Below are 25,961 nucleotides of genomic sequence, written 5' to 3' on the forward strand. Positions count from 1 at the left end.
AATTGCCATTTAACGAGGCGTCAGGCTTTCTGACCCCTTGTCTCGTTAAGGCCATCCAGAACCGCAATCGCAGCGCGTTCGCCGGGTGCGACCCCACCACGCCCGAGCCGCTCCATGGTGAGCGACATCGCCCGCGTCTGTTCGTCAGGTGCATCGAGCACATGCATCAAAGCATCGGCAATCGGGGCGGGACGACAGTTTGCGCCGATGAATTCAGGCACCACACGCGTGTCTGACACGAGGTTCACCAAGGTGACCGTATCCACCCGCAGCATGCGACCAATGATCTGGCGTGACAGCCAGTTCATGTCATAGGCGATCACCATCGGCGTGTTCGCAGCGGCCAGTTCGAGCGAGACCGTGCCCGACGCGGCAAGAGCAATGTCAGCAGCCGCAAAAACCGAGCGCTTCAAAATGGCGGCCCGATCCGGATCAAAGTCGGTCGGGTTCAGTATCGTGACGGGAACGGGCCACTCTTGCACGTTGCCCGTAACAAGATGTGCCGCGTTCGGAGCCACCGGAAGGACAAACCGCAAACCTGGCCTCTGCGCGTGCAGTCGTTCGATTGCCTCTCTGAAGATCGGCAGAAGTCTGGAAACCTCGCTCCGGCGAGACCCGGGAAGTACCAGGGCTACTGGGGCATCCCCCACGTCAAACGCGCTTCGAAACTGTGCGATTTCTTCTCCTGTAGCGACAGGATCGGTGACGACCGGATGGCCGACGAAATCGCACCGCATGCCTTCGGCCTCCATGTAAGGTGGCTCGAACGGCAGAAGCGCCAGCACATGATCGATGAAGCGCGCCATCTTCTTCGCGCGGCCCGGGCGCCACGCCCAGACGGTCGGCGCGACGTAATGGACCGTCCGGATATTGCTCTGCTCTTTGACGAGCTTTGCGACGCGCAGACCGAATTCCGGCAGGTCTATTGTAACGAGCACATCCGGCTTGGCAGCAAGTACCGCATCCGCCGTTTCCCGGATCCGCGCCTTCAGCTTACGATACTGGGACAGGATCTCTGTGATCCCCATGATCGAGATTTCATCCATCGGGAACAGGCTTTTCAAACCGGCCGCCTGCATGCGCTCACCGCCCACGCCATCGAACTGCACCTCGCCAGCGTGTTTGCGCAAGCCCTCCATCAGCGCCGCACCCAGCTTGTCCCCGGACGCCTCGCCCGCAACAACGAAGACGCGCATCATGCGCCCTTGTCCCGGACCCAAAGAAACAGGCCAAGCGCATCGCAGCGCGCCACTGTTTTCGCCCGGTCGAGGACCATCACGCCTCCGGCTTCGATAACAATGCCACTCAGCCCGGCGGCAGCCACGGCGTCCGGTGTGCCAAGCCCAATCGCGGGAAGGTCCGCGCGACGATCCTGTGCGGGCTTGGGCGCCTTGAACAGAATCCCACCGCTTGTCTCGGTCGCGCCGCCGGAGAGCCAGTCAGACGCGTCGCCCAGCAGACCACCGAACATGTCGCCTGCCGCGCTTATCGGAGAGGTGAAGACATCCCCTGCCCCCGCTGTGCGGTCGCGGGCGAGACGGGTCAGCATGGCATCCGTCCCTGCGGAATCCTCGCGGGCAAGCACCTCTGTCCCGCGCACCACGCAGGCCTGCCCCGCGTCGCGCGCGCCCATGGCAGAGACGGTTCGCTCGCCAAGCCGGGCCTCTATCGTGTTTTGCGGCGCGTAGGTTTTCAACGTCAGAACACCCGCCTCCGGCACCAGGTCCGGGACAAGCGTGTGCGCCGCGCGTATCTCGATCTCAGCCTCCTCGAACAGCGCCATAACGATGCGCAAGGCACCGTCGTCACCCGAGGTGAGCGCCTGTTGCAACCGCGGCACCAAGGGTGCGGTCGCCGCATCAATGCGCGACGCGTCGATGGGCGGACGTTTGATCGATCCGCAGAGGCACACGTGTGTTACACCCCGTGACCCAAGCGTCTCGAGCAGGGTTCCCAGCGTTTCAAGATGGAAGTCGATATCCACGGCAAGGCCATCCGGATGGAAGCCGTGCAGACCACAGACCAACGGCCGCTCTGCCTGCGCGTCTGCCACGATGCGCGGCAACCGGCCCTGACCACAGATCAGCGCGAGCGACATTCGTCAGCCCGGTGTGAGGAACGACCGGTCGGTGTCGCCCAGAATGAAATCGACGATGTGATGGACGTATTCGCTGTCCGTTTCCTCACCCAACCGCTTCGCGCGTTCCTGAAACGCGCCTTCGCCCTGCGCCAGCATCTGGAACGCGGCACGCAACGCAGTGATGTCGGCGCGGCTGACGCCTTTGCGTTTCAATCCAACGAGGTTCAACCCGTCCAGCCGCCCTCGATCTGCCTGCACAAGACCGTAAGGGATGACATCATTCGTCACCATGGTCACCGCACCGATGATCGCGCCGCGACCGATGCGGACGAATTGATGCACGCCCGACAGGCCACCGACGATCACGTCGTCCTCAAGAATGCAGTGTCCCGCAAGCGCGGCATTGTTCACGATGATCACGCGGTTGCCGACCTGCGCGTCATGCGCCACGTGGCAGCCCGCCATGAACAGGTTGTCGTCGCCGACCCGCGTCACGCCGCCACCGCCCTTGGTGCCCGTGTTCATGGTCACGTGTTCGCGGATACGGTTGCGGGCACCGATGACCAGCTGTGTCTTCTCACCGTCGAATTTCAGGTCTTGCGGGATTTCACCAATCACCGCGAAGGGAAAGATCACCGTGTCTTCGCCGATTGTTGTCTGCCCCTGCACCACCACGTGGCTTTTCAGAACGACCCTTGGCGCCAGCTTGACCTCGGGTCCGATATGGCAAAACGGACCGATGTCGCAGCCGACGCCGATCTCGGCGCTGTCCTCGATCACGGCACTTGGGTGGATGCGCGATGTCACGCGGGCAGATCCATCATCGCCGAAAACTCAGCCTCGGCGGCCATTTCGCCGTCCACGGTTGCGACGCCTCCGAATTTCCAGACCTTGCCTCCCGGCTTGCCCCGCAAGGTGGTCAGCCGCATCTGGAGTTGGTCGCCCGGAATGACCTTGCGGCGGAATTTGCATTTGTCGATGGCCATGAAATAGACCTTCATCTCCTTGTCAGCCATGTCCAGCGTCGTGCCGACCATCACGGCAGCCGTCTGCGCCATCGCCTCGACGATCGTGACACCCGGCATAATCGGCATGCCCGGGAAATGCCCCTGGAAATGCGGCTCGTTCATCGTGACGTTCTTGATGCCAAGCGCGGTCTGCGTGCCGTCGATCTCTTCGACCCGGTCCACCAGCAGAAACGGATAGCGATGCGGCAGGATCCGCTGGATCAACTGAATGTCGGCACGAAGAAGCGTATCGCTCATGGGGCGTCCTCTTGAAATCGGTGTGGTGTGAGTAGCAACCAGCGCTTGGCTGGGCAAGGCGTCACGGGCGCAGCGGGAGAATGTCGGCTCCATCGCCGAACCGCGCATCCACTCGCGCAATCGCCTCGTCGGTGATGTCCACTGCGTCGGCACTCAACAAGACAGCGCGCCGGTCAAGGATGGCAACAGCGCTGCTTTCGATCATCAGCTGGGACAGCACTGGCTGCGCGGCGGTCAACAACGCGCGGCGCGCTTCGTCGGTCCGTTGCCCCAGGGCGCGGGCTTTTTCGTCCTGTTCCCGTCGGAGTTGCTGGACTTTCTCGTCGAAGGCATCTGCGCGTTCGCGAAAATCCTCTTGCGGCAGGCTGTCACGCAATTCGGTAAGTTCGCGTTCTTCGGCGGTCAGTTCTGCTTCGATCCGGCGGTTCTCGGACGCGATTTCCAGACTTTCCGCCTCGATTTCGCGGGCAATTCGCTGACCAAACGCGCTCTCGCTGTAAAGACGCTCGGGCGCGATGGTCAGGATCAGGCTTTGCACCACGCCGGTGTTCGACAACCCGCCATCCTGCTGCGCGACCACCGGAACCGCGAGAAACAAAAGCGCTCCGAAGAGCGCTCCTGCGAAGGTGCAGAAAAGGTTCGGCATTTAGAACTGCGTTGAGATTGTCAGGTCGAAACTTTGGGTTTCGTCGAACTCTTCCGAACTCAAGGCTTCGCTGAAATTAAAGCGCAACGGTCCCAGTGGTGTGTTCCAGAACAGCGAAACACCAATCACCTGACGTGCCGTGAAGTCCTCGTAAAGCACGTTGGCGTTGGTTTCCTCCAGCCCCCAGAGGCTGCCGATGTCATAGAAAACGCCCGCGGAGATGCCGTACTCTTCGGGCACCGGCAGCGGGAATTCGGCTTCGAACCGCGCCACGGCGAAGTAATTGCCGCCCAGCGGATCGTTCACATCGCCGGGTCCAACCTCACGCGGTCCGATGCCACCCCCTTCGAAACCGCGCATGCGATTTGGGCCAAGCGCGAAACGATCGGTGACACGAGACGATCCGCTTGAATAGCTGAGTGCGCCGGCTTCCAGCGTGGCACGCAGGGTCACTTCATCGGACAGCACGCGCGTTTGCGCAACCGCCCGCAAGGTGGATTCGATGTAGGTGGAGTCGCCGCCAAGACCGGCAAAGTCCTGGCCGAACTCAAGCAACACACCCGCGTTCGGGTTCAGACCTGTGCGTCGCGTGTCATAGCTGTAGCGGTAGCCGACAAAGCTGTCCCACACCTCGCCCCGCGCGGCCTCTTCGCGGATGATCGAACCGACGGAGGCGTCAAGCTCCGTGATCTCGGAATAGCGCGCGCCGTAGCGCAGATTGAGGCGCCCGTTTTCGGAGACCGGGAAGGTGAACCCGGTCTGGAAGTTGCCGATGGCAGTGTCATATTCGGCGGACGCGTTATCCGTCTCAAGGTAGTTAATCGAGAAGTTGAACGCGACGTCCCGGCCAAGAAAGGCCGGTTCCCGGAAGCTGAAGCTGTAATTGGACGAATCCACACCGGTGGTCACACCAAGCGACAGCTGCTGCCCGCGACCCAAGAAGTTGCGTTCGCTGAACGTGATCGCTGCGCCAAAGCCGCTGCTGGTCGAATAAGACCCACCAAAGTTGAGGGACCCGGTCGGACGCTCCTCGACGTCAACATCGATGACGACCTGCTGTGGCGAAGACCCCTCTCGCGCCTCGACCTGCGCGTCGTTGAAGAAACCAAGGGCCCGAACCCGTTCGGCACTTTCGCGGATCTCGCGCGGATTGAACGGATCGCCTTCCACCACGCGGAACTGCCGACGAACCACCCGATCAAGCGTCGTGGTGTTGCCTTCGATGTCGATCCGCTCGACGAACACTCGCTCGCCGCGGGTCAACAGAAACTCAACATCCAGTGTCAGATCGCGGTCGTTGCGGGTCACCCGCGGCTCAACACGCACAAAGCTGAGGCCTTCGCGAATGGCCAGACGCTCCAACCGCGCGATTTCCGTTTCAACGGCGGTCGGTGAATAAACACGTCCCGACCGCAAACGGATCGCGTTCTGAAACAGGTCTGCATCCACTTCAGGCATGTCGGACGTGACCGTGACTTCGCCGAATGAGAACTGCTGCCCTTCTTCCACGTTGAACGTGATGAAATAGGCGTCCCGTTCCTCGCTCAGCTCCGCGTTCACGCCGGTGGTCCGGAAATCGACATATCCGCGCGACTGATAAAAATCGCGCAAGACCTGACGGTCGAACTGAATGCGGTCCTCGATAAACGTATCTGAGCGGACCAGCGCCCGGAAGATCCCGGCCTGCTTGGTCTCCAACACGCGCCGCAGACGCCGGTCGCTAAAGACCTGATTGCCCGCAAACCCGATCCGCTCCACTTCGGAGACACCGCCTTCGAACACTTCAAACACCAGATCGACACGGTTGTCGGAACGCCGGATGACCTTGGGTTGCACGCGTGCCGCGATGCGGCCCTGTTGGGAATAGGCTTCGGTGATCCGTGCCGCGTCCGCTTCGGCGGTCGACGGGCTGAACACACGCCGCGACTGCGACTGCACAATGGCGCTCAGGGTTTCATCATCCAGCCGTTCGTTGCCTTCGAAGGTGATGCGGTTCACCGTCGGGAATTCCACCACCCGCACCACAAGCGTGTTGCCGCGCGGTTCGATCTCGACCGTTTCGAAAAGACCCGAAGCAAGAATCCGCTGATAGCCGTCATTCAACTCGGCCGCAGACACGGTTTCGCCGCGCGCCACACCGATGAAACTGGCGATCGTTGCGGCTTCGATGCGCTGATTGCCTTCGACAGAAATGGAGTTGAACCGGAAGTCCTGCGCATGGGCCATGTCGGGCGCAGCAGCAAGCCCGACAGATAACGCCATAGAGGCAGCAGCAAGGAGTGGACGAAGTGTCGAGGATCGCGCTGCTCGTCGCGTATCCTGCCCGCCTGTATTTTGTGTCATTATGGCAACCTACTCAGACATCCTTTTAAGGATGTGAGTACCCAGATTGCCCTAGCTTGTCAAAAGCGCAGAGCCCGCTTCGATCAATAGAAGACAGGGTGTGTCATTGCCTCAATCATCAGCGATCCGATGAACGCGCCAAGAAAGAGAGACGCCACAATCGCGAAGGCGTAAAGAAGACGATCCCAGTTGATCGTGATCAATAGTCCAAAGCTTCTGTATCCGTCTTGAAGAGTTTGCATGACGCACCCCGGGTGTCTGGTTCAGACCTAGAGATGGCGTGCAAATGTGTCAGCAATCCGGCGTGGATCTGGGCGATTCAGCGAAACCGATTTCCGGGACGTGATCAATCAGGGGCAAAACAGATCATTGGACACCGCAAAAAGCATAAGCGACAGCAACATCGTGAGACCCACGGCCATCAGACGTCGCAGCGCGACGTCGCTGGGCGGTTTGCCTGTCACGGCCTCGTAGGCATGAAACACAAGATGCCCACCGTCCAGAACCGGGATCGGAAACAGGTTCAGAAGACCGACAGCGGTGCTGAGAACGGCAATGAACCAGATGAAACTTGCAGTGCCCTGTGACGCCATGGACCCAGACGTCTCGGCGATTCCGATGGGCCCGGACAAGTTGCAGGTGCTGATCGCACCCGTCACCATGTGGTAAAGCCCTGATAGCGATCCTTCGATGATGCGTCCGGTCTGCTGGATACCGGCCGAGAACGCACTGAACGGTCCGGCAAACTCGGTCGCGGGTTCAAAGAACATGCCGCCGACGATCCCCATGCGATAGACCGTCTTGAACGATCCGTCCGATTGCGGCTCATCAGTGCGGCGCGGCGTGAGCTCCAGATCACGGTAGTCGCCATCTCGCCAAACCGTCAGGCCAAGGGTGTTCCCGTTCGATCCTTCCACCGCCTCGCGAAGTTGATCAAAGGCGAAGACGTCCTCTCCGTTGATCGCGGTGACGATATCGCCGGGGCGGAATCCAGCATCATCCGCAGCCGAGCGCGGAATGATCTGTGTGGCCACAGGCGGGAAGACATACGGGCCTTCGACAACTTGCTGTCCGTCGTCACGGATCACTGTGTAATCAAGGTGTTCGGCTACGGGCAATTCACGCAGGAACGTGTCGAACGCGTCGGGTTCCTCAAAGTCAGGAAGAGGAACGCCATTGATCGCCACCAGCTCGTCACCAACCTGCAATTCGTTCTGGCTTGGAACAGCGCGCAATTCGCCCACGGCGACGGGGTCAGAAACCTCTCCACGGAGCATGAAAACGCCGGTGAAAATGAGAATGGACAGGGCGAAGTTGAACACCGGGCCAGCCGCAACCGTGGCGGCGCGCGCCCAAAGCGGCGCACCATTCATCGTGCGCCTGCGCTCCGCGTCAGACAGGGCTGCCATCGCTTCGTCATCCTTGCCGCCGGACGCGTTACTGTCGCCCTTGAACTTGACGTAGCCGCCGAGGGGAAGCAGCGCGAACTGCCATTTCGTGCCCCGCTTGTCGACGCGCGAGAAAAGCACAGGTCCGAAGCCCAGCGAAAACACATCTGCGTCGATGCCGGACCACCGACCTACGATGTAGTGGCCGTATTCATGGATGGCGACGATGACCGAAAGCGCGATCAAAAAGGCCAAAATGGTCCAGATCACGCCACCGAACTGCGGCAGCAGTGCTGCGATATCCAATGCTCAACCCCTTTTATCGTTCATGATTTCATCTGCCCTTACCCGAGCCAGATGGTCCACTTGCAGCACGTTATCAAGTGTGATGGCGGCATCAATATGACCGGGTTGGGCCGAAACTCTGGAAAGAACCTCTTCCACAACCGCCGCAATGTCCTGAAATCCGATGCGTCGCTCAATGAACCCGTCCAACGCCCGCTCTTTCGCGGCATTGAACACAGCCCCGGCCAATCCGCCCGTCGCCATCACGTCCCGCGCGAGCCGCAACGCTGGCCAACGCGCCTCGTCCGCCGGACGAAAGGTGAGTTGACCAAGAGCCACGAGGTCCAGCCGCTCTACAGGCAGCGTCTTGCGATCCGGGTAATGCAGGGCAAACCCGATGGCGTGCCGCATGTCCGCCGGACCCACATGGGCCATCAGCGCGCCGTCCCGAAAACCGACCAGGGCATGGATCATCGATTCCGGGTGGACAACCGCCTCGATCTTTGACGGATCAATCTGGAAAAACTCTTTTGTCTCAATAAGCTCCAGCGCTTTGTTAAACATGGATGCGCTGTCGATGGTGATGCGCTGGCCCATGTCCCAGTTCGGGTGCTGCGCCGCCTGCTCCGGTGTGGCCGACGCAAGCTCCTCCAGCGGCCAATCCCGAAACGCACCGCCGGACGCCGTGATGATCACGCGCTCCACCGCGCTCATATCCTCACCGATCAGGGCCTGAAACACCGCCGAGTGTTCACTGTCGACCGGCAGAATGCGCCCGCCATGGGACGCAGCGGTCTGCAGCATCAAGGCGCCCGCGCAAACCATGCTTTCTTTGTTGGCAAGGGCAAGCGTCGCCCCCTGCTCAAGCGCGCGCAGACCCGGAGCCAATCCGGCCGCTCCGACGATGGACGACATCACCCAGTCCGCAGGGCGTGACGCCGCGTCGATCAACGCCTCGGTCCCGGCCGCGGCTTCAACGCCCGACCCGTCCAAGGCGCTGCGCAAGTCCGGCAACAGCTCCGGATCCGCTGTGACCGCCACGTCTGCCTTGAAGCGGATCGCGTCCTCAGCCAACTGACGGATGTTTTGGCCCCCGGTCAGCGCCACAACGTCGTAGCTGTCCGGATCGCGTCCAATCAGATCGAGCGTGTTTTGACCGATAGAGCCCGTGGCCCCGAAAATCGTCACCCGCCTCATGATGTGCCCGGCGGAAATCCGATGAGCTGCCCGGCCAGAACGATGAACAACGCAGCCCCGAGCATCCCGTCGAATCGATCGAGCAGCCCACCGTGACCCGGGATCAGGTTGGAACTGTCCTTCACACCCGACCGCCGCTTGATCGCGCTTTCCGCGATATCGCCGATCTGGCTGGCCATGCTGACCGCAATGCTGACCCCGACAAGCCCGATCCCGGCCTGCGTTGATCCCGCGAAAAGCAGGGCCACGATGGACGACCCGACCCACCCGGCCACGGTGCCTGACCACGTTTTCTTCGGGCTGACACGGGGCCAGAGCTTCGGCCCACCGATCAAGCGGCCCGCGAAATACCCGGCGATGTCGGTAACCACGACAACAAGAAGCAACCAGACCATCCATGTCAAGCCGAAATCGTCCCTCAGGGCCATCAACCCATAACCGGCAAGAAGGATCAGAGCAGTGAACACAGCATAGGTCACGCCGCCCTTTTCCATGCGGCCCAATCCGATCATCGACGGCGCAAGCAAAAGCGGAAGGGCAAAAGCACCCGGCAATTCGATTGAAATCATCGCCACCGCGCCCGCTGTCATCGCCAACACAAGCGCGGATTTGCTTCGTTCGGTGTCGAGCATCTTCACAAGCTCCCACACCATCAGGCCAACAATAACCGAGATCATCGCGTGGAACCAAAGCCCGCCCAGCCAAACACCAAGCGCGCCGACGACGACCATGGCCACGGCGGAAAACAGCCGCGGTGCTAGGTCGTCCCACTTGCCTGAACTCATGCGGTCACGGCTCCAAATCGCCGGTCGCGTGTCCCGAAATCGCCAACGACAGAGCGGAATTCCTCTGCCGTGAAGTCCGGCCAGAGCGTGTCGATGAATTCGTACTCCGAATAGGCGGATTGCCACAGAAGGAAGTTGGAAATCCGCGCTTCGCCGCTCGTACGGATCACAAGATCAGGGTCCGGCAAAACACAAGTATCCAAATACTTTGGAAGCGTTTCTTCATCTACTGCTTCAGGATCAAGCTTGCCGGATGCCACGTCCCGGGCCAACCGTTTCGTCGCACGGGCCACCTCGTCCCGCCCGCCGTAGTTGATGGCGATCGTCAGGTTCACGGACCGGCAATTGGCTGTAAGGGCCTCCAGCTCGTCCATCATCGACACGAGTTTTCTGTCAAGACGCACCCGATCTCCGATGAACCGCACGCACACATCATTGGCCTTAAGCGACTTGGCTTCGCGCGTGATATAGCGACGGAACAGGTTCATGAGACCCGCCACCTCGGACTGCGTTCGTTTCCAGTTCTCGGTCGAGAAGGCAAAGACGGTCAGGTAATCAACGCCAAGGTCCGGGCACGCTTCAACGATTTCACGCACGCGCCGCGCCCCAGCCTGGTGACCGAAAAGACGTGGACGCCCCCGCTGCGTCGCCCAGCGACCGTTGCCATCCATGATGATCGCCACATGGCGAGGTCCACTGTCCGGTTGTTTCGGCTGCGGTTGCGCCATGCTACTCGTACCCTTCTTACACGCGGCCCTCAGACCTGCATGATCTCTTCCTGCTTGTTCTCCAAAGCAGCGTCGATTTTCTTGATGTAGGTGTCGGTCAGTTCCTGAACTTCGGTCTCCCAGAACTTCTGGTCGTCTTCCGACAGTCCGTCCGCCTTGGCCTTCTTGATCTGGTCCATGCCATCGCGTCGGATGTTCCGCACGGACACGCGGGCATGTTCTGCGTATTGACCGGCGACCTTGCCCAGTTCACGCCGCCGTTCTTCGTTCAGTTCGGGGATGGGCAGCATGATAATTGTGCCGTTTAGCTGAGGATTGATCCCCAACCCGCTTTCGCGAATGGCTTTTTCGACTTTGCCTACCAGGCCTTTGTCCCACACGTTTACGGTGACCATGCGCGGCTCTGGCACGTTCACGGTGCCAACCTGGTTGATGGGTGTCATGCTCCCGTAGGCATCGACCATCACAGGCTCCAGCATCGACGCGCTGGCACGGCCGGTGCGCAAGGACGCGAATTCGGTCCGCAGGTTGGCCATCGCCCCATCCATGCGCCGCGTCAGATCATCGGTATCGAGAAGAAAGTCGTCTGCCATAAGGCCCTCAAGATCGATTTTTTGTCTTTAGCCAAGCTTCTAAGCGACGCGCACCCAAAAGTATAGCGCCTTGCAGCAGGCCATCGCCGCTCTCGCGACTTCCGCGCAACGCGGTGGTGTCAGGAGCCGTGCACTGTGGTCGACGTGCCCTGACCCGAGAGGATGCCGCGGAAACCACCCGGTTCGTCCAATGAGAAAACGATGATGGGCAGATTATTGTCCCGCGCCAAAGCGATGGCAGAGGCGTCCATGACCTTGAGGTTCTTCTGCAGAACCTCATCGTAAGTCACCTTGTCGTAGCGCTTTGCATCCGCGTGCTGTTTCGGATCTTTGTCGTAAATGCCATCGACCCCGTTCTTGCCCATGAAGATGGCCTCGCACGCCATTTCATTGGCACGTAGTGCAGCTGCGGTGTCGGTGGTGAAATACGGGTTGCCGGTGCCACCCGCAAAAATGCAGACGCGCTTCTTCTCAAGGTGCCGCACCGCGCGGCGGCGGATGTAAGGCTCGGCGACCTCGTTCATGGTGATCGCGGAAATCACCCGGGTGAAGACGCCCAGCCCTTCCAGCGCCGACTGCATGGCCAGCGCGTTCATCACCGTCGCAAGCATCCCCATGTAATCCGCCGTCGTGCGCTCCATCCCCTGTGCAGAGCCTTGCAGCCCCCGGAACACGTTGCCGCCGCCGATGACCATGCAGATCTCGACCCCCAGATCGTGCACCGACTTCACTTCCTGCGCGATGCGCTCCACGGTGGGGGGATGCAGACCGAACCCCTGATCCCCCATCAAGGCCTCCCCCGAGATCTTCAGCATGACGCGTTTATATTTAGGGGTCGGGGTGTCGCTATCCGCCATGTTGCGCTCCGTTCGAACGAGAGTCTAAGGTTGGCGGCAAAATGTCGGAAAACCGACGCAGGGGCAAGGCGATGTGGGACCGCAAACAGCAGGGCACTCGAAGGACAGTCGGGCTGACAGGTAAGCACCTGTAATGGAGCGGATTTCCAAACTCCTGAACCAGCTCGACCCCGCCAAGCCCGTCCTGATCGCCGGTCCGACGGCAAGCGGAAAATCGGAATTGGCGCTACGTATCGCCGAGGCACAGGGCGGAACCATCGCCAATGCCGACGCGATCCAGGTGTACAGCGATTGGCGCGTCCTGACCGCGCGGCCGAGCGCCGAGGACGAAGCGCGCGCGCCGCACGCGCTGTACGGCCATGTTGCGGGGGATGTGCCGTACTCCGTCGGCGACTGGCTCCGCGATCTGGAGCCTTACCTAACCCGCCCGTCGCGCCCCATCATCGTCGGCGGAACGGGATTGTACTTCACCGCGCTGACCGAAGGCTTGGCACAGATCCCCGAGACGGCGGCCCATATCCGCGAAACGGCCATGAAACGGATTGCGGATGAAGGGCACGAAGCGCTGATCGCGGATTTGGACGAAGACACACGGTCGCGCATCGATCTTGCCAATCCAATGCGCGTTCAGCGTGCGTGGGAGGTACAGACCGCCACAGGCCAAGGGATCGCGCAGTGGCAGGATCACACCCCACCACCGCGTTTGCCGCGTGAAAAGACACATGCGTTGCTGGTCCACGCTCCGAAAGACTGGCTGACGCCGCGGATCGAAGCACGCTTCGCAAAAATGCTGGAAGCCGGCGCGCTTGAGGAAGCAGAGGCGAACCGGGCAACATGGTCGCCTTCCCTGCCCTCAGCCAAAGCGATTGGCGCGGCGGAACTGATGGCCGTGCTCGACGGGACGATGACATTGGACGACGCGCAGACACGCGCGACCGTTCTGACGCGCCAATTCGCAAAGCGACAGCGCACATGGTTTCGCGCCCGGATGCGGAACTGGACCGAAGTTGACGCGGCGGCACTGACGGCTTCGTGACCGGTCAACCCTGTTGCCGCGGGGGATATGTCGCTTTACGACAAGGATATTGTCGCATTCAGATCGCAAAAGGTCTAATCTGGCGATTGACGTCGGTCGACGCTTAAGGCGCAATGACGCCTATAACAAAATTCGTGCGCCACACCCTGGACGAAACCAGCCAGACGCACGCAATGACAAACGTGTCACAGGGAGAAACAGATGACGCACCACTCACCGATCAATCGGCTGCATCCGTCAGCCGAAATGTATGCACGCGAATTCAAGGCCGGCCACATGGACCGCCGCGAATTCCTGACGCGTACAACCGCACTGGGTCTGACGACGGCAGCGGCCTACGCCCTCGGCGGGCTGTCGCGCCCGGCCAAAGCCGCTGGCCACGCGCAACAGGGCGGCACGATCCGCTACCAGATGGAAGTCCGCGCGCTCAAGGATCCGCGCACCTATGACTGGACGCAGATTGCGACTTTCACCGCGGGCTGGCTTGAATATCTCGTCGAATACAACAACGACGGTTCCTTCGAGCCGATGCTGCTGGAAAGCTGGGAAGCCAATGACGACGCGACCGAGTACACGCTGAAGGTGCGTCAGGGCGTCAAATGGAACAATGGCGACGACTTCACCGCGGAAGACGTGGCGCGCAACATCATCGGCTGGTGCGACAGCGAAGTCGAAGGCAATTCGATGGCCGCGCGCATGGCATCACTGCAAGACCCGGATACCGGCAAGGCCGCCGAAGGCGCCGTCACCGTGGTTGACAGCCATACCGTGCTGCTCAAGGCCTCTGCGCCGGACATCACCCTGATCCCGGGCATGGCCGACTACCCTGCGGCGATCGTGCATTCCAGCTTTGACGCGAACAACATGCTGGCGAACCCGGTAGGCACAGGTTTCATGCTGCCCGAAAGCCACGAGGTTGGCGTGAAAGGCGTGCTGGTGCGCAACGAAGGCTTTGACTGGTGGGGCTATTCCGCTGGCAAAGGCGGCTTTATCGACCGGATCGAGTTCATCGACTACGGCACCGACCCGGCGGCATTCCTTGCAGCCTACGAGGCCGAAGAGATCGACATGAACTGGGAATCCGTTGGCGAATTCGTCGACGTGTTCGACGCCATCGGTCTGACCCGGTCGGAAATCCCCTCCGGCTTCACCATCGTGATCCGTCCGAACCAGCTGGCCGAAGATGAAAACGGCAACAAGATCTACGGCGACAAGCGGGTGCGTCAGGCCCTCGCAATGGCTGTTGACAATGAAGTGTGCCTCGAACTCGGCATGGCGGGATACGGCATCGCGGCCGACAACTGCCACGTCGGCCCCATGCACCCCGAGCATGATCCAAGCGTCACGCGCATCCCCTATGATCCGGCAGGTGCCAAGGCGCTGATGGAAGAAGCGGGCATGGCCGACTTCGTGCACGAAGTGCAGTCCATCGACGACGATTGGCGGCGCAACACCACGGCGGCGGTTGTGGCGCAATTGAACGATGCCGGGATCCAGGCAACCCACACGGTTCTGCCCGGCTCGACCTTCTGGAACGACTGGACGAAATACGCCTTCTCGTCGACCAACTGGAACCACCGTCCGCTCGGCACACAGGTTCTGGGCCTCGCCTACAAGTCCGGCGTCGCTTGGAACGAGTCCGGATTTGCGAATGATGAGTTCGACGTGCTTCTGGCCGAAGCCAACTCACTGGCAGACGTCGATGCGCGTCGCGAAGTGATGGCCAAGCTGCAGGCGATCATGATCGACGAGGGTGTGACGATCCAGCCGTACTGGCGGACCGCGATGCGTCACCACCGTGACAATCTGGTGGGGGTCGAGAAACACATCGCCGACCTGCCGCAGCTCTACAAGTTCGGCATCAAAGCCTGATCAAACTGAAAGCCGCGCCCCTCGGGGCGCGGTTTTTTCGTCCCGCCGGGGCGACGCGAACCAAAACAAAAAACCGGTCGTGGACTCGACGCAGTCCACAAACAGGGTGAACCATGGGACTTTTCATACTGAGACGGGTTGGCGTCATGATCCTGACGGGTCTGTGCCTGACCTTCCTCGTCTTTACCTTAACCAACCTCTACCCGAACCTGGAAAAGCTCGCCAAGACGCAGGGCAATTTCCGCATGTCGGACGAAGAAGTCACAAGCTTCCTGGAACGAGGCGGCTATCTGCAACCGATGGTCGTGAAATACGGGGAATGGTTGGGGGTTCTGCCATCTTATCGGCACGAAAATGCGGATGGTTCGATCCAGGGCCGATGTATCCTGCCCGGGCAAGCGCCAGAGGAGGCGCCCGAATTCTGCGGCGTGCTGCAAGGCTATTGGGGCTTCTCGACCGTGTTCAAGGACGAGGTGGGCAGCATCGTCGCGACGCGGCTTGGCCTGACCGGCAAGCTGATGTTCTGGGTCATGGTTCTCATGGTGCCTTCTGCCCTGATCCTTGGCGTCTTGTCAGGGATGAATGAGGGTTCGAAAACCGACCGAACCCTGTCGACCGTGGCCATCACAACGACCGCTACCCCGGAATACGTATCCGGCGTTATCCTGATTGCGGTCTTCGCGTCTTCCGCCGTGGGGCTCAAATGGTTCAAGGGAACCGCCACCTCGGCGATGGAGGATGCGAACTTTGAGAACTTCTTCCTGCCGGTTCTGACGATCTCGCTCTACGGAATGGGCTACATCGCGCGCATGACACGCGCGTCGATGGCCGAAGTCATGACCGCACAATACATCCGGACCGCCCGGCTCAAGGGCGTGAGTTTCCCGAACATCGTCGTCAAACACGCCTTGCGCAACGCGCTCATCGCGCCCTTCACCGTCATCATGTTGCAGTTCCCATGGCTGCTGAATGGTGTCGTCATCGTTGAGACGCTGTTCAACTACAAGGGCTTCGGATGGACACTGGTGCAAGCCGCCAGCAACAATGACATCGAACTGCTGCTGGGGGTCTCGGTCGTGTCGGTCTTCGTGGTGCTGGTGACCCAGCTCATATCCGACATCGGCTACGTGTACCTTAACCCACGCATCAGCGTGTCCTGAGCGGAAGGAATAGAGATATGGAACCGCTCAGCTGGATCGAAATCATCACCCGCGTCCTCCTGCAATTCACCCCTGTCTGGTTGTCGCTTGTCATCCTTTTTGTCCTGTCGATCACCTACAAGCGCAAACTTGGCCTTTACGGCAAACTCTTCGACTCCACGATCGGCATGATCGGCTTTGCCCTGGTCATGTTCTGGGTCTTCACGGGTATCTTCGGCTCCTTTGGCATGATCGTAACGCACGATGCCCTGGCACAGGTCTCGGGGATGAAGAACGAGTTGCCCGGAGCGCCGCTCCCCAACCCGGACGAGGGCCAGTACCCGTACTACCTCTTTGGTGGTGACAACCTTGCCCGCGACGTGTTCAGCCGCATGGTCAAGGGTGCGTGGATCGTTGTGCAGATCGCGCCACTGGCCACGCTTTTCGCTTTCATGGTGGGCATCACACTCGGCCTGCCTGCCGGCTATTACGGCGGTCGGCTCGACACGTTCCTGAGCTTTCTCGCCAACCTCATCCTCGCCTTCCCGGTGATCCTGCTCTTCTACCTGCTGGTCACACCCGAGATCGTGGAAACCGGTATCCCGAGCTACATGGCGACGGTGCTCTTCGTGTTCCCGCTGGTGTTTGTCGGCGTATTGCTGAACTCTCGCTACAAGACCCAGCCGAACATCCGCGCGCCACTGCTGATCGGGGTGCTCGGGATCATGGGCTGGCTCTACCTGTCGCTGATTTCCGAGATCGGATCGAAAGTCGCGGTGCTGCCCGGATTCCTTGACCTCTTCGACATTCCGAGCGGCATCCTCGTCGTTTTTGTCTCTGTCGTCTTCGTGAACTCACCGACCGTCTTCCGGATCGTCCGCGGCCTCGCCATGGACATCAAGACCCGCGATTATGTGGCGGCGGCGCAAACACGCGGAGAAGGCCCGTGGTACATCATGCTTTGGGAAATCCTGCCCAACGCGCGCGGACCGCTGATCGTCGATTTCTGCCTGCGGATCGGTTACACCACGATCCTCTTGGGCACGTTGGGTTTCTTTGGCCTCGGCCTCAGCCCCGAAAGCCCGGACTGGGGCACGACCATCAATGACGGGCGCCGCCTGCTGCAGATCTACCTGCACCCGGCAATCGTGCCCGCGCTGTCGCTCCTGAGCATGGTGCTTGGGCTCAACCTGCTGGCAGACGGTCTGCGCGAGGAATCGTTGCGCGATTGATGAAAGACGGTTTGGGGGGCCAGCCCCCCAAACCCCCCGAGGTATTTTTGAAACAGAGAAGCAGGGGACCTGCCCTGCCATCCCAGACGGGAGAGACGACATGAAAGACAGCTACGACGGCCCGATCCTCGAAATCGACACGCTCTCGATTTCCTTTTTCACCCGGCTGCGCGAAATCCCGGCAGTGATGGACTTCTCCGTTTCGGTTATGCCCGGAGAGGCCGTGGGCCTTGTCGGCGAATCCGGCTGTGGCAAATCAACCGTCGCCCTGGGTGTCATGCAGGACCTTGGCAAGAACGGCCGCATCGTCGGCGGGTCGATCAAGTTCAAGGGACGCAACCTCAATGAGATGAGCCAGGAAGAGCTGCGCAAGATCCGCGGCTCCGAGATCGCGATGATCTATCAGGAACCGATGGCCTCTCTGAACCCGGCCATGAAGATCGGCAGGCAGTTGATGGAAGTGCCGATGATCCACCGCGGCTCGTCCGAGAAAGAGGCCTATGAACGGGCGCTGCAAGTGGTCACGGATGTGAAACTGCCGGATCCCAAGCGCATTCTGGACGCGTATCCGCACCAGCTCTCCGGCGGCCAGCAGCAGCGCATCGTGATTGCGATGGCCCTGATGGCGGAACCGTCGCTTCTGATCCTCGATGAACCGACCACCGCCTTGGACGTGACGGTCGAGGCCGCTGTCGTGGAACTGGTGAAGGAGCTCGGCAAGAAATACGGCACCTCGATGCTGTTCATCTCTCACAACCTTGGTCTGGTTCTTGAGACCTGCGACCGGCTTTGCGTCATGTATTCCGGCGAGGCGGTCGAGCGCGGCTCGATCAAGGATGTGTTCGACGAGATGCAGCACCCCTACACGCAGGCGCTGTTCCGCTCGATCCCGCTGCCCGGCGCCGACAAGAACGCCCGACCCCTACGCGCGATTCCCGGCAACTTCCCCCTGCCCCATGAACGCCCGCCCGGCTGCAACTTCAGCCCGCGCTGCGACTATTTCGAGGCCGGGCGCTGCGACGCGCAGGATATCAAGATGCAGGCGGTGCCGGGCAATGATCGCCATGCCACGCGCTGCCTCAAGTTCCAGGAGATCGACTGGAATGCGCCGATAGAGGCAGGCGACCAAACCCAGAAGGGTGAGCCGGGTCGGGTTGTCCTCAAGATCGACAATCTCAAGAAGTATTACGAGGTGGCGGCCAACGCGCTGTTTGGCGGGGCGGGCGAGACCAAGGTGGTGAAGGCCAATGAAACCCTGAGTTTCGAGGCGCGCGAATCCGAAACGCTGGCCATCGTGGGCGAATCCGGCTGCGGCAAGTCCACCTTCGCCAAGGTTCTGATGGGGCTGGAGACGGCGACCGAGGGGCAGATTCTTCTCGACAACCGAAACATCGAGGCGACCCCGATCGAAGCTCGGGATACCCAGACCATCGCGGATGTGCAGATGGTGTTCCAGAACCCGTTCGACACGCTCAATCCGTCGATGTCCGTGGGTCGCCAGATCATCCGAGCGCTGGAAGTCTTTGGCATCGGCAAAAATGAAGGTGAGCGTCGCAAACGCATGCTGGAGCTGTTGGACCTCGTCAAACTGCCCCGTGCCTTTGCTGACCGGATGCCGCGCCAGTTGTCCGGTGGCCAGAAACAGCGTGTCGGCATCGCCCGCGCCTTTGCGGGCAACGCGCGCATTGTCGTGGCGGATGAACCCGTCTCGGCGCTCGACGTGTCGGTGCAGGCGGCGGTGACGGACCTGCTCATGGAGATCCAGCGCGAACAGAAAACCACGCTTCTCTTTATCAGCCATGACCTGAGCATCGTCCGCTATCTCTCTGATCGCGTTATGGTTATGTATCTTGGCCACGTCGTGGAGCTCGGCAGCACCGACCAGGTCTTCTCGCCACCCTATCACCCGTATACCGAAGCGCTTTTGTCCGCCGTGCCCATTGCCGATACGTCAGTCGAGAAAAAGCACATCGTGCTTGAAGGCGACATCCCTTCGGCGATGAACCCGCCTTCGGGCTGCCCGTTCCAGACACGGTGTCGCTGGAAATCCGAGGTTCCGGGCGGTCTGTGCGAGAAGGAAGTGCCACCCGTGCGCCAGTTGGGCGACGGCCACCAGATCAAGTGCCACCTCCCGGACGAGAAGCTGACCGAGATGGAACCGGTGATCCAGATCGCGGCGGAGTAGTTTATGGACGTCTTGTACGGCGTGCGCGAATTGGCGTTAAGTGTTATACTCGTAAACAGCGAATACGGGTTCGAAGTTGCAAATCGCTTCCAGTACTCGGAACCTACAGAGGTATGCTTGCGCTTTGCTTACGGTGAGACGTCTGCATGGTGGAATGCGCCACCAGAAGGGACATTCTACTATCAGGCGACCGGCCTAGAAACTGGCGATGAGCACAAATTGCTTTTCCTGGCGTTCATAGAACGGCCAGGACCAGACATTCGGTTTGATGGCCGCGATCATTGCATCGAAAAGGACGCCAATGAACCAGTGTGGTTCTCAGTTGCACCAAGAAGTGACACCCGTCTTGTGATTGGGCTCCACTAAAGAGCGTTACCGCCCCCAGATTGTCTTCACGTAATTGCGGGTTTCGCGGAACGGGGGGATGCCGCCGTGCTTTTGCACCGCGCCCGGTCCGGCGTTGTAGGCCGCCAGGGCCAGACGCCAGTTGCCGAACTTGCGGTACTGTTCCTTCAGGTAGCGCGCGCCGCCGTCGAGATTCTGTGCCGGATCGTTGGGATCGACCCGCAGATCCCGCGCCGTGCCGGGCATCAGCTGTGCCAGACCGATCGCCCCTTTGGATGAAATCGCGCGCGGATTGAAGTTCGATTCCTGTTGGACAAGCCGCAGGAAGAGGTCTTCGGGGATTCCATGCCGCCGTGCCGCATCACGCGCCATTCCGGCATAAACACCTTTGTAGCGGCCGCGATATTGCGGCATCACGCCGTCCTGTTCCTCCACGCCCCACTTTGTCGGAGTGACGACCTTGGGCGGCTGAAGGCGCACGGAATTCTTGTATTGCTGCGCCGCGCGCGTATCCAGAACACTGGTTTTGCTGGTGAAAAGCGCCGCACGATTCTTGGTGGAGAGGACTTCCGCACTCACGACACCTGCACTGCACATAGCGGTCAGCGACACGACCGCCAGCAATCTCTGTCTTCTCAATCGCATCTCTGCGTAAGCCCCACACTGAGATTTTGGAAAGGTATAGTCGCAAAAATCGCGTCACACCAGCCTTGGTTGGTCAGGATTTCTTAACCACAAGCTGATGCTATCCCACCGGTACGCTGGTATAGAGTCCGGCAAATGGCGCATCGCGCGAGAATCGATACACGGATGGGGGATGCATGGCAGGCTCAGTCAACAAGGTCATCATTGTCGGAAACCTGGGGCGCGACCCCGAAGTGCGTACGTTCCAGAACGGCGGGAAAGTCTGCAACCTGCGGATCGCAACGTCCGAAAACTGGAAAGACCGCAACACCGGCGAACGGCGCGAAAAGACCGAATGGCACAGCGTTGCGATTTTCTCGGAACCGCTCGCCCGGATTGCGGAGCAGTATCTGCGCAAGGGATCGAAGGTGTATATCGAAGGCCAGCTGGAAACCCGCAAATGGCAGGACCAGTCGGGTCAGGATCGCTACACGACCGAAGTCGTCCTGCGCCCGTACAAGGGTGAGCTGACACTCCTCGACAGTCGCGGCGAAGGCAGCGGCGGCGGGGGATACGGCGGCGGCAGCGGTGGTGATTACGGTGGCGACTACGGCGGTGATTACGGTGGAAGCAGCGGTGGCGGCAGTGGCCCCGCGCGGGCCCCGGCGCGCGACATCGATGATGAGATCCCGTTCTAGGATCGGATCACTCCGACCAGCCGAACGCTTCAAGGGCCGCCGCGCAGGCGGCCTCTTTCGTTTTATGTACCTGTAAGGGACGCACCTCTAGAACCCGCCAGCCATGCGGGTCTTCGGGATCGCGGCGGCAAAGCGCGGCGTCGTAGGTTTCATCGTTCAACTGGCGCACGTCGATACAATGCACACCATCCGCCGCCTCGATCGAGGCAAGGACCAGCGGTCGGGTCACACCCGCGCGCGCAGGGCGTCCTGCAGCAACGCGCGCACCGCCTCTTCCGGGACGTCGCTGGTGACGAAGGCCTGTCCGATGCCCCGGGCAAGGATGAAGCGCAACTGACCGTCGATCACCTTCTTGTCCTGCCCCATCAGCGCCAGCAGCGCGTCGGCATCCGGGAGATCACCCGGAATGTCGGACAGGGTCACCTTCATGCCCATGCGGCTTAGAAGTTCGCGCACGCGGCTCGGGTCTTCCTGTGCGCACAATCCCATGCGCGACGACAGATCGAACGCCAAGGCGCAGCCAACGGCGACGCCCTCCCCGTGCAAGAGCCGGTCGGAATAGCCCGTCGCGGCCTCCAGGGCATGGCAGAACGTGTGGCCGAGGTTCAAAAGCGCACGGTCGCCCTGTTCGGTTTCATCCCGGACAACAATCTCGGCCTTCATCTCGACCGACCGTTTGACCGCATAGGCCAATGCGTCGGGATCGCGGGCACGAATGGCTTCGAAGTGCGCATCCTGCCAGTCGAAGAATTCCGCGTCGCCGAGCAATCCGTATTTCACCACCTCACCGTAACCGGCCAGAAAATCACGCTCTGGCAAGCTGTTCAGAACCGCGATGTCCGCCAGCACCAAAGAAGGTTGATGAAACGCACCGATAAGGTTTTTGCCCTGCGGCGCGTTGATACCCGTCTTGCCGCCGACCGAGCTGTCCACTTGTGCCAGCAGCGACGTGGGAACCTGCACAAAGCGGATACCCCGGCGCAAGACAGCGGCAGCAAAGCCGACGAGGTCGCCAATCACCCCGCCGCCAAGCGCAATCACAACATCGCGGCGTTCGATCTTCTGCTCCAACAGCCATTCCACACAGCGCTCGAACTGCGGCCAGGCTTTCGTTGCCTCCCCGGCAGGCAGGGTCAGGCTGACGGCATCAATCCCGTCGGCCGAGAGCGCGTCTGTCAGTTTCTGAAGATGCATCTCCGCGACATTCGCGTCGGTCACGATGGCGACCCTGGGGCGGGCCAGCAACGGCCCGATCTCGGCACCCGCGCGCGCCAGCAAATCAGGCCCGATACGCACATCGTATGCGCGCCCCTCCAGCGGAACATGCACCGTTTGGATCATTCAGTCATCTCCAGAACATCAGGGCGTGTCCGGAGTGCCGCAATCACCCGTTCGGCCATGTCATCTATCGACAAGCCCGGCTCGGACACGACGGTCAGGTCCGCCTGGGCATAGATCGGCACACGGTCGTGATAGAGCTTGGTCAACGCGCTCAGCGGGTCCGGCACGCGCAACAACGGTCGTGTGTCCTTGTGCTTGACCCGGCTCCACAGCAGGTCGAGATCGGCGTTCAACCACACTGACACCCCTTTGCTGGTGATCAGATCCCGGTTCTCGGCCGCCAGAAACGCACCGCCACCGGTTGACAAAACGCCCTTCTTTTCCTCCAGAAGCCGCGCAATCACCTGCCGCTCCTTGACCCGAAAAAAGGACTCTCCATCCCGTTCGAAAATCTCGGGGATGGTCATGTTCGCGGCTTTTTCGATCTCGGCGTCCGAGTCCAGAAATGGCGCGTGCAGGGCTGCGGCAAGGGCCTTTCCGACGGCGGTTTTCCCGGCGCCCATCATCCCGACCATCACCACCGTTTTCTTCAGTCTCGCCCGCATTGCTCGTGTTTCTCGGCCAAGTGCCGCCAATTTCTTGCAATATTCGGCTGAATGACGTGATCTTGTGGAAAAGGCCAGTTATAAGTTGCAAAAAATCAATGAGGCAGGGTGAGGGTGTCCATGGGACGCATCGTGAAATGGCTGATCTATCTGTTGATCATCGGCGGATTGGCGCTTGTCGCCTATGCGTATATCGGCCCCTATTTCGGGGCTAATTTTTCCCCGCCCCAGACCGAGGTTCGGCAACCCGTGACGCTGGATGCGAATTAAGGCGGCACTCATCTGGTTTCTGGCCGGTGCGATCCCCGTAGCGGCGCAGGACGGACCGTTGTCGGCCATCGATTGGTTGGCCGTGCAACGCGAGATTCCGTCCGTGGTGGCCATCACACCGGCGCCAAACGAAGCCCCGGTCGCGGAAACCGCGGCAGTGCCCGATATCGAGGTACAAACCCTCAACGCCCCGTCAGTGGGCGGCACCGGACTTTTACCAAGCAGTATCACGGGACTTCCTCCGTCTCTCTGGCGTGGGAGTACAGAGGCCGATGTGATCGCCGCGCTGGAACCGCTGCGGCGCGGAAAGCCAGCCGTTCCCGCGCTGGACACCCTGTTGCACACCCTGCTGCTGGCCGAAGCCGACCCGCCACAAGCCTCCGACGGCAAGCGCTTGTTCGAGGCAAGGATCGACGCACTGTACGATCATGGCCTCGTCGCACCAGCCGAAGCCATGGTCGATCGCGCCGGTGATCTGACACCAACACTGTTCCAACGCGCGTTCGACCTTGCGCTCCTCACCGGGTCTGACGAGGCCCTGTGTCAGCGCCTCAACGAAAACCCCAGTCTCAGCCGTGATCTCTCCACGCGCATCTGGTGCGCGACCCGCGCCGGGGATTTTTCGCTAGCGATGACCGTGTATCAGACCGGCGTCACTCTTGCGCAATTGTCCGACACGGACGAAGAGCTGCTGCTGAGGTTTCTTGATCCTGAATACGCGGAACAGGTGGATCCGCTTCGGCCACCGGTGCGCCCGACACCGCTTCAGTTTCGTCTGTTCGAAGCCATCGGAGAGGCGCTGCCCACTGCGCCGCTGCCCCTGCCCTTCGCGGTGGTGGAACTCACCGGAGACGCCGGATGGCGGGCCCAGCTTCAGGCCGCCGAACGCCTCGCCCGTGCGGGCGCGATCGACGGCAACCAGCTTTTGGGCGCATACACCCAGCAAATGCGCGCGGCCTCCGGCGGTATCTGGGACAGGGTCGAAGCGCTGCAACGGTTCGAAACGGCGTTGACCACCGGCGATCCCGGCGCGGTCTCCTCCTCACTTGAGCGCGTGTGGCCGCAAATGCGCAATGCCGGGCTTTTGGTACCTTTTGCGAACCTCTTCGCCTCACGCCTGCAAGGGCTGCCCCTGTCGAGCCGCGCTGCGCGCATCGCGGCCTATGCGGCACTGCTGTCGGATGATTACGAAGCTCTGGCTGGCAATTTGGCCGACACCGACGACCCCCAAATCGCCTTCCTCGCCGCGATCGCCAAAGGACAGGCGCCGCAAACGCTGCCGCCCGATATGCCTCACCGCAGATCCCTCGCGGACACCTGGCAGGCAGCGCCTGTTGCCCCGCCGGACATGGCGCGGATGCCGGGGCAAAACCGCCTTGGCGAAGCGCTTCTTAGAACCATCGACACCTTCGAAAACGGCGCCAATGGCAACAGCGCCGATCTTACCTCGGCACTGACCACCCTGAGGGCCTTCGGCCTTGAAGACACTGCACGGCGCAGCGCATTGCAGCTGGCCATCCTCGACCTGGAGCGTGCCAGACGATGAGCGACACCCACTGGATCGCCGCTTTCCTCGATGCCCAAGCGGCAGAGCGCGGTGCTGCCACCAACACGCAACTGGCCTACGCGCGCGATCTGAAAGACTTCACGGATTGGCTCGAGCGGGAAGCTGCGTCACTGGCGACAGCGCAGAAATCGCATGTGGAAGACTATCTGGTCTATTGCGACGCACAGGGTCTGGCCAAATCGACCCGCGCGCGGCGTCTGTCTGCGATCAAGCAGCTCTACCACTTTTGTTTCGAGGAAGGTCTCCGGTCCGATAACCCCGCAGTCCAGATCAGTGGCCCGGGCCGTGACAAGCGCCTCCCGAAAACCCTGTCGACCGAGGAGGTCGACCGCTTGCTCGAGGCGGCCCTCACCCGGGGGCGCAGCCCGGATGACAGATGCCGCAACACCTGTCTGATGCAGTTGCTCTACGCCACTGGCATGCGCGTCAGCGAACTGGTGTCGCTGCCGCTGTCCTCGGCCAAGGGGGATCCGCGCATGCTGCTCATCAAGGGCAAGGGTGGCAAGGAACGTATGGTGCCCCTCTCCCCCCCGGCGCGCGCGGCCTTGCGCGACTGGCTCCAGCTACGCGAAGCGCAGGAGGACGCCGCGCGCGTCGATGGCAAATCCGGATCGACCTTCCTGTTCCCCTCGCGCGGCAAGTCCGGACACCTGACCCGGCACGCGTTCTACATCCTGATCAAGGACCTTGCTGTGACCGGCGGCGTCTCTCCGGCCAAAGTCACCCCGCACACGCTGCGCCACGCGTTTGCCACGCATCTCCTCGCCAACGGGGCTGATCTGCGGGCCATCCAGACCTTTCTCGGCCATGCCGATGTGTCGACCACCGAGATCTACACGCATGTTCTGGAAGAACGGCTGAAAGAGCTGGTGCTCGATCATCACCCACTGGCCCGCGATGCGTGACCGCCCCTTGAACGTGGCCCACCGTGCCCCCATAA

At 61.0% G+C, this 25,961-nt stretch carries 27 protein-coding genes; 10 read left to right on the forward strand and 17 right to left on the reverse strand.

Features of this window, described 5'->3' with window-relative positions; translation table 11 throughout:
* Positions 1-20 precede the first annotated feature (20 nt).
* The 13 genes from lpxB to pyrH all read right to left on the reverse strand — a co-directional run bounded on the left by lpxB (position 21) and on the right by pyrH (position 12,167).
* Positions 21-1,196 (reverse strand): lipid-A-disaccharide synthase, encoded by a 1,176-nt coding sequence (gene lpxB, locus BUA42_RS13085; protein ID WP_072779315.1) that lies wholly within the window; start codon positions 1,194-1,196, stop codon positions 21-23.
* Positions 1,196-2,098 carry an LpxI family protein gene (locus BUA42_RS13090; RefSeq protein WP_072778533.1) on the reverse strand — a complete coding sequence of 301 codons (903 nt, stop codon included), beginning with the start codon at positions 2,096-2,098 and terminating at the stop codon, positions 1,196-1,198. The genes lpxB and BUA42_RS13090 overlap by 1 nt, the downstream gene beginning before the upstream one ends.
* Before the next feature lie 3 nt (positions 2,099-2,101).
* Positions 2,102-2,887, reverse strand: coding sequence for an acyl-ACP--UDP-N-acetylglucosamine O-acyltransferase (gene lpxA / locus BUA42_RS13095; RefSeq protein ID WP_072778535.1), 786 nt, complete (start codon positions 2,885-2,887; stop codon positions 2,102-2,104).
* On the reverse strand, positions 2,884-3,345 hold the full coding sequence (gene fabZ, locus BUA42_RS13100) for a 3-hydroxyacyl-ACP dehydratase FabZ (protein ID WP_072778536.1): 462 nt from the start codon (positions 3,343-3,345) through the stop codon (positions 2,884-2,886). The genes lpxA and fabZ overlap by 4 nt, the downstream gene beginning before the upstream one ends.
* 61 nt (positions 3,346-3,406) lie before the next feature.
* The gene (locus BUA42_RS13105) at positions 3,407-3,991 is read right to left on the reverse strand and encodes an OmpH/Skp family outer membrane protein (RefSeq protein WP_072778537.1); all 585 of its coding nucleotides are present in this window, start codon (positions 3,989-3,991) and stop codon (positions 3,407-3,409) included.
* Positions 3,992-6,334: an outer membrane protein assembly factor BamA gene (bamA, locus tag BUA42_RS13110; RefSeq protein WP_072778539.1), complete on the reverse strand. Its 2,343-nt coding sequence runs from the start codon at positions 6,332-6,334 to the stop codon at positions 3,992-3,994. It lies immediately after the preceding gene.
* Between the two features lie 83 nt (positions 6,335-6,417).
* Positions 6,418-6,576, reverse strand: coding sequence for a hypothetical protein (locus BUA42_RS21180; RefSeq protein WP_178346904.1), 159 nt, complete (start codon positions 6,574-6,576; stop codon positions 6,418-6,420).
* A 108-nt stretch (positions 6,577-6,684) separates the two neighbouring features.
* The gene (gene rseP, locus BUA42_RS13115) at positions 6,685-8,028 is read right to left on the reverse strand and encodes an RIP metalloprotease RseP (protein ID WP_072778540.1); all 1,344 of its coding nucleotides are present in this window, start codon (positions 8,026-8,028) and stop codon (positions 6,685-6,687) included.
* A 3-nt stretch (positions 8,029-8,031) separates the two neighbouring features.
* The gene (gene dxr, locus BUA42_RS13120; protein WP_072778542.1) at positions 8,032-9,204 is read right to left on the reverse strand and encodes a 1-deoxy-D-xylulose-5-phosphate reductoisomerase; all 1,173 of its coding nucleotides are present in this window, start codon (positions 9,202-9,204) and stop codon (positions 8,032-8,034) included.
* A complete protein-coding gene (locus tag BUA42_RS13125) occupies positions 9,201-9,989 on the reverse strand; it encodes a phosphatidate cytidylyltransferase (RefSeq protein WP_072778543.1) in 789 nt (262 codons plus the stop codon). The genes dxr and BUA42_RS13125 overlap by 4 nt, the downstream gene beginning before the upstream one ends.
* A complete protein-coding gene (locus BUA42_RS13130) occupies positions 9,986-10,717 on the reverse strand; it encodes an undecaprenyl pyrophosphate synthase (RefSeq protein ID WP_072778545.1) in 732 nt (243 codons plus the stop codon). Before BUA42_RS13130 ends, BUA42_RS13125 begins: the two co-directional genes overlap by 4 nt.
* Positions 10,718-10,746: 29 nt before the next feature.
* Positions 10,747-11,310 (reverse strand): ribosome recycling factor, encoded by a 564-nt coding sequence (gene frr, locus BUA42_RS13135; RefSeq protein WP_072778546.1) that lies wholly within the window; start codon positions 11,308-11,310, stop codon positions 10,747-10,749.
* Between the two features lie 119 nt (positions 11,311-11,429).
* Positions 11,430-12,167, reverse strand: coding sequence for a UMP kinase (gene pyrH, locus BUA42_RS13140; protein WP_072778547.1), 738 nt, complete (start codon positions 12,165-12,167; stop codon positions 11,430-11,432).
* 133 nt (positions 12,168-12,300) lie between these two features.
* Between pyrH and miaA the strand changes: the two genes are divergently transcribed.
* From miaA to BUA42_RS21325, 6 genes are all read left to right on the forward strand, one after another.
* Positions 12,301-13,203 carry a tRNA (adenosine(37)-N6)-dimethylallyltransferase MiaA gene (gene miaA, locus BUA42_RS13145; RefSeq protein WP_072778549.1) on the forward strand — a complete coding sequence of 301 codons (903 nt, stop codon included), beginning with the start codon at positions 12,301-12,303 and terminating at the stop codon, positions 13,201-13,203.
* A 201-nt stretch (positions 13,204-13,404) separates the two neighbouring features.
* Positions 13,405-15,075 carry an ABC transporter substrate-binding protein gene (locus BUA42_RS13150; protein ID WP_072778550.1) on the forward strand — a complete coding sequence of 557 codons (1,671 nt, stop codon included), beginning with the start codon at positions 13,405-13,407 and terminating at the stop codon, positions 15,073-15,075.
* Between the two features lie 113 nt (positions 15,076-15,188).
* Positions 15,189-16,235 (forward strand): ABC transporter permease, encoded by a 1,047-nt coding sequence (locus BUA42_RS13155; protein ID WP_072778552.1) that lies wholly within the window; start codon positions 15,189-15,191, stop codon positions 16,233-16,235.
* Positions 16,236-16,252: 17 nt separating this feature from the next.
* On the forward strand, positions 16,253-17,446 hold the full coding sequence (locus tag BUA42_RS13160) for an ABC transporter permease (RefSeq protein WP_072778553.1): 1,194 nt from the start codon (positions 16,253-16,255) through the stop codon (positions 17,444-17,446).
* A gap of 100 nt (positions 17,447-17,546) precedes the next feature.
* Positions 17,547-19,631 (forward strand): dipeptide ABC transporter ATP-binding protein, encoded by a 2,085-nt coding sequence (locus BUA42_RS13165; RefSeq protein WP_072778555.1) that lies wholly within the window; start codon positions 17,547-17,549, stop codon positions 19,629-19,631.
* Positions 19,632-19,634: 3 nt separating this feature from the next.
* Positions 19,635-19,997, forward strand: coding sequence for a hypothetical protein (locus BUA42_RS21325; protein WP_143152696.1), 363 nt, complete (start codon positions 19,635-19,637; stop codon positions 19,995-19,997).
* A 6-nt stretch (positions 19,998-20,003) separates the two neighbouring features.
* On the opposite strand, the gene BUA42_RS13170 is transcribed toward BUA42_RS21325, so the two are convergent.
* Positions 20,004-20,573, reverse strand: a complete 570-nt coding sequence (locus BUA42_RS13170; RefSeq protein ID WP_072778556.1) for a lytic transglycosylase domain-containing protein — start codon at positions 20,571-20,573, stop codon at positions 20,004-20,006.
* Between the two features lie 224 nt (positions 20,574-20,797).
* On the opposite strand from BUA42_RS13170, the gene ssb reads away from it, so the two are divergent.
* Positions 20,798-21,298 (forward strand): single-stranded DNA-binding protein, encoded by a 501-nt coding sequence (gene ssb, locus BUA42_RS13175; RefSeq protein ID WP_072778557.1) that lies wholly within the window; start codon positions 20,798-20,800, stop codon positions 21,296-21,298.
* Between the two features lie 7 nt (positions 21,299-21,305).
* Here the strand turns inward: ssb and BUA42_RS13180 are convergent, their stop codons facing one another.
* The 3 genes from BUA42_RS13180 to BUA42_RS13190 are packed head-to-tail and all read right to left on the reverse strand — an operon-like array spanning position 21,306 to position 23,184.
* Entirely contained in the window at positions 21,306-21,527 is a 222-nt protein-coding gene (locus BUA42_RS13180; RefSeq protein WP_072778559.1) for a hypothetical protein, read from the reverse strand.
* Positions 21,524-22,639, reverse strand: a complete 1,116-nt coding sequence (aroB, locus tag BUA42_RS13185) for a 3-dehydroquinate synthase (protein WP_072778561.1) — start codon at positions 22,637-22,639, stop codon at positions 21,524-21,526. The genes BUA42_RS13180 and aroB overlap by 4 nt, the downstream gene beginning before the upstream one ends.
* Complete coding sequence (locus BUA42_RS13190) at positions 22,636-23,184, reverse strand: shikimate kinase (RefSeq protein ID WP_072778563.1); 549 nt, start codon at positions 23,182-23,184, stop codon at positions 22,636-22,638. The genes aroB and BUA42_RS13190 overlap by 4 nt, the downstream gene beginning before the upstream one ends.
* A 120-nt stretch (positions 23,185-23,304) precedes the next feature.
* Here BUA42_RS13190 and BUA42_RS21185 point away from each other — a divergent pair, with 120 nt between their 5' ends.
* The 3 genes from BUA42_RS21185 to BUA42_RS13200 are packed head-to-tail and all read left to right on the forward strand — an operon-like array spanning position 23,305 to position 25,926.
* On the forward strand, positions 23,305-23,454 hold the full coding sequence (locus tag BUA42_RS21185; protein WP_178346905.1) for a hypothetical protein: 150 nt from the start codon (positions 23,305-23,307) through the stop codon (positions 23,452-23,454).
* On the forward strand, positions 23,444-25,000 hold the full coding sequence (locus tag BUA42_RS13195) for a hypothetical protein (RefSeq protein WP_072778565.1): 1,557 nt from the start codon (positions 23,444-23,446) through the stop codon (positions 24,998-25,000). The genes BUA42_RS21185 and BUA42_RS13195 overlap by 11 nt, the downstream gene beginning before the upstream one ends.
* Positions 24,997-25,926, forward strand: coding sequence for a site-specific tyrosine recombinase XerD (locus BUA42_RS13200; protein WP_072778567.1), 930 nt, complete (start codon positions 24,997-24,999; stop codon positions 25,924-25,926). The genes BUA42_RS13195 and BUA42_RS13200 overlap by 4 nt, the downstream gene beginning before the upstream one ends.
* Positions 25,927-25,961: the final 35 nt, after the last annotated feature.

This window comes from Marivita hallyeonensis, assembly GCF_900129875.1.
GTDB classification, from domain to species: Bacteria; Pseudomonadota; Alphaproteobacteria; order Rhodobacterales; family Rhodobacteraceae; genus Marivita; species Marivita hallyeonensis.

Coding starts and splice junctions, on each gene's coding strand:
- lpxB (WP_072779315.1), bottom strand. CDS start 1,196: ATGCGCGTCTTCGTTGTTGCGGGCGAGGCGTCCGGGGACAAGCTGGGT.
- BUA42_RS13090 (WP_072778533.1), bottom strand. CDS start 2,098: ATGTCGCTCGCGCTGATCTGTGGTCAGGGCCGGTTGCCGCGCATCGTG.
- fabZ (WP_072778536.1), bottom strand. CDS start 3,345: ATGAGCGATACGCTTCTTCGTGCCGACATTCAGTTGATCCAGCGGATC.
- BUA42_RS13105 (WP_072778537.1), bottom strand. CDS start 3,991: ATGCCGAACCTTTTCTGCACCTTCGCAGGAGCGCTCTTCGGAGCGCTT.
- bamA (WP_072778539.1), bottom strand. CDS start 6,334: ATGACACAAAATACAGGCGGGCAGGATACGCGACGAGCAGCGCGATCC.
- BUA42_RS21180 (WP_178346904.1), bottom strand. CDS start 6,576: ATGCAAACTCTTCAAGACGGATACAGAAGCTTTGGACTATTGATCACG.
- dxr (WP_072778542.1), bottom strand. CDS start 9,204: ATGAGGCGGGTGACGATTTTCGGGGCCACGGGCTCTATCGGTCAAAAC.
- BUA42_RS13125 (WP_072778543.1), bottom strand. CDS start 9,989: ATGAGTTCAGGCAAGTGGGACGACCTAGCACCGCGGCTGTTTTCCGCC.
- BUA42_RS13130 (WP_072778545.1), bottom strand. CDS start 10,717: ATGGCGCAACCGCAGCCGAAACAACCGGACAGTGGACCTCGCCATGTG.
- frr (WP_072778546.1), bottom strand. CDS start 11,310: ATGGCAGACGACTTTCTTCTCGATACCGATGATCTGACGCGGCGCATG.
- pyrH (WP_072778547.1), bottom strand. CDS start 12,167: ATGGCGGATAGCGACACCCCGACCCCTAAATATAAACGCGTCATGCTG.
- miaA (WP_072778549.1), top strand. CDS start 12,301: ATGGAGCGGATTTCCAAACTCCTGAACCAGCTCGACCCCGCCAAGCCC.
- BUA42_RS13150 (WP_072778550.1), top strand. CDS start 13,405: ATGACGCACCACTCACCGATCAATCGGCTGCATCCGTCAGCCGAAATG.
- BUA42_RS13155 (WP_072778552.1), top strand. CDS start 15,189: ATGGGACTTTTCATACTGAGACGGGTTGGCGTCATGATCCTGACGGGT.
- BUA42_RS13160 (WP_072778553.1), top strand. CDS start 16,253: ATGGAACCGCTCAGCTGGATCGAAATCATCACCCGCGTCCTCCTGCAA.
- BUA42_RS13165 (WP_072778555.1), top strand. CDS start 17,547: ATGAAAGACAGCTACGACGGCCCGATCCTCGAAATCGACACGCTCTCG.
- BUA42_RS21325 (WP_143152696.1), top strand. CDS start 19,635: ATGGACGTCTTGTACGGCGTGCGCGAATTGGCGTTAAGTGTTATACTC.
- BUA42_RS13170 (WP_072778556.1), bottom strand. CDS start 20,573: ATGTGCAGTGCAGGTGTCGTGAGTGCGGAAGTCCTCTCCACCAAGAAT.
- ssb (WP_072778557.1), top strand. CDS start 20,798: ATGGCAGGCTCAGTCAACAAGGTCATCATTGTCGGAAACCTGGGGCGC.
- aroB (WP_072778561.1), bottom strand. CDS start 22,639: ATGATCCAAACGGTGCATGTTCCGCTGGAGGGGCGCGCATACGATGTG.
- BUA42_RS13190 (WP_072778563.1), bottom strand. CDS start 23,184: ATGCGGGCGAGACTGAAGAAAACGGTGGTGATGGTCGGGATGATGGGC.
- BUA42_RS21185 (WP_178346905.1), top strand. CDS start 23,305: ATGGGACGCATCGTGAAATGGCTGATCTATCTGTTGATCATCGGCGGA.
- BUA42_RS13195 (WP_072778565.1), top strand. CDS start 23,444: ATGCGAATTAAGGCGGCACTCATCTGGTTTCTGGCCGGTGCGATCCCC.
- BUA42_RS13200 (WP_072778567.1), top strand. CDS start 24,997: ATGAGCGACACCCACTGGATCGCCGCTTTCCTCGATGCCCAAGCGGCA.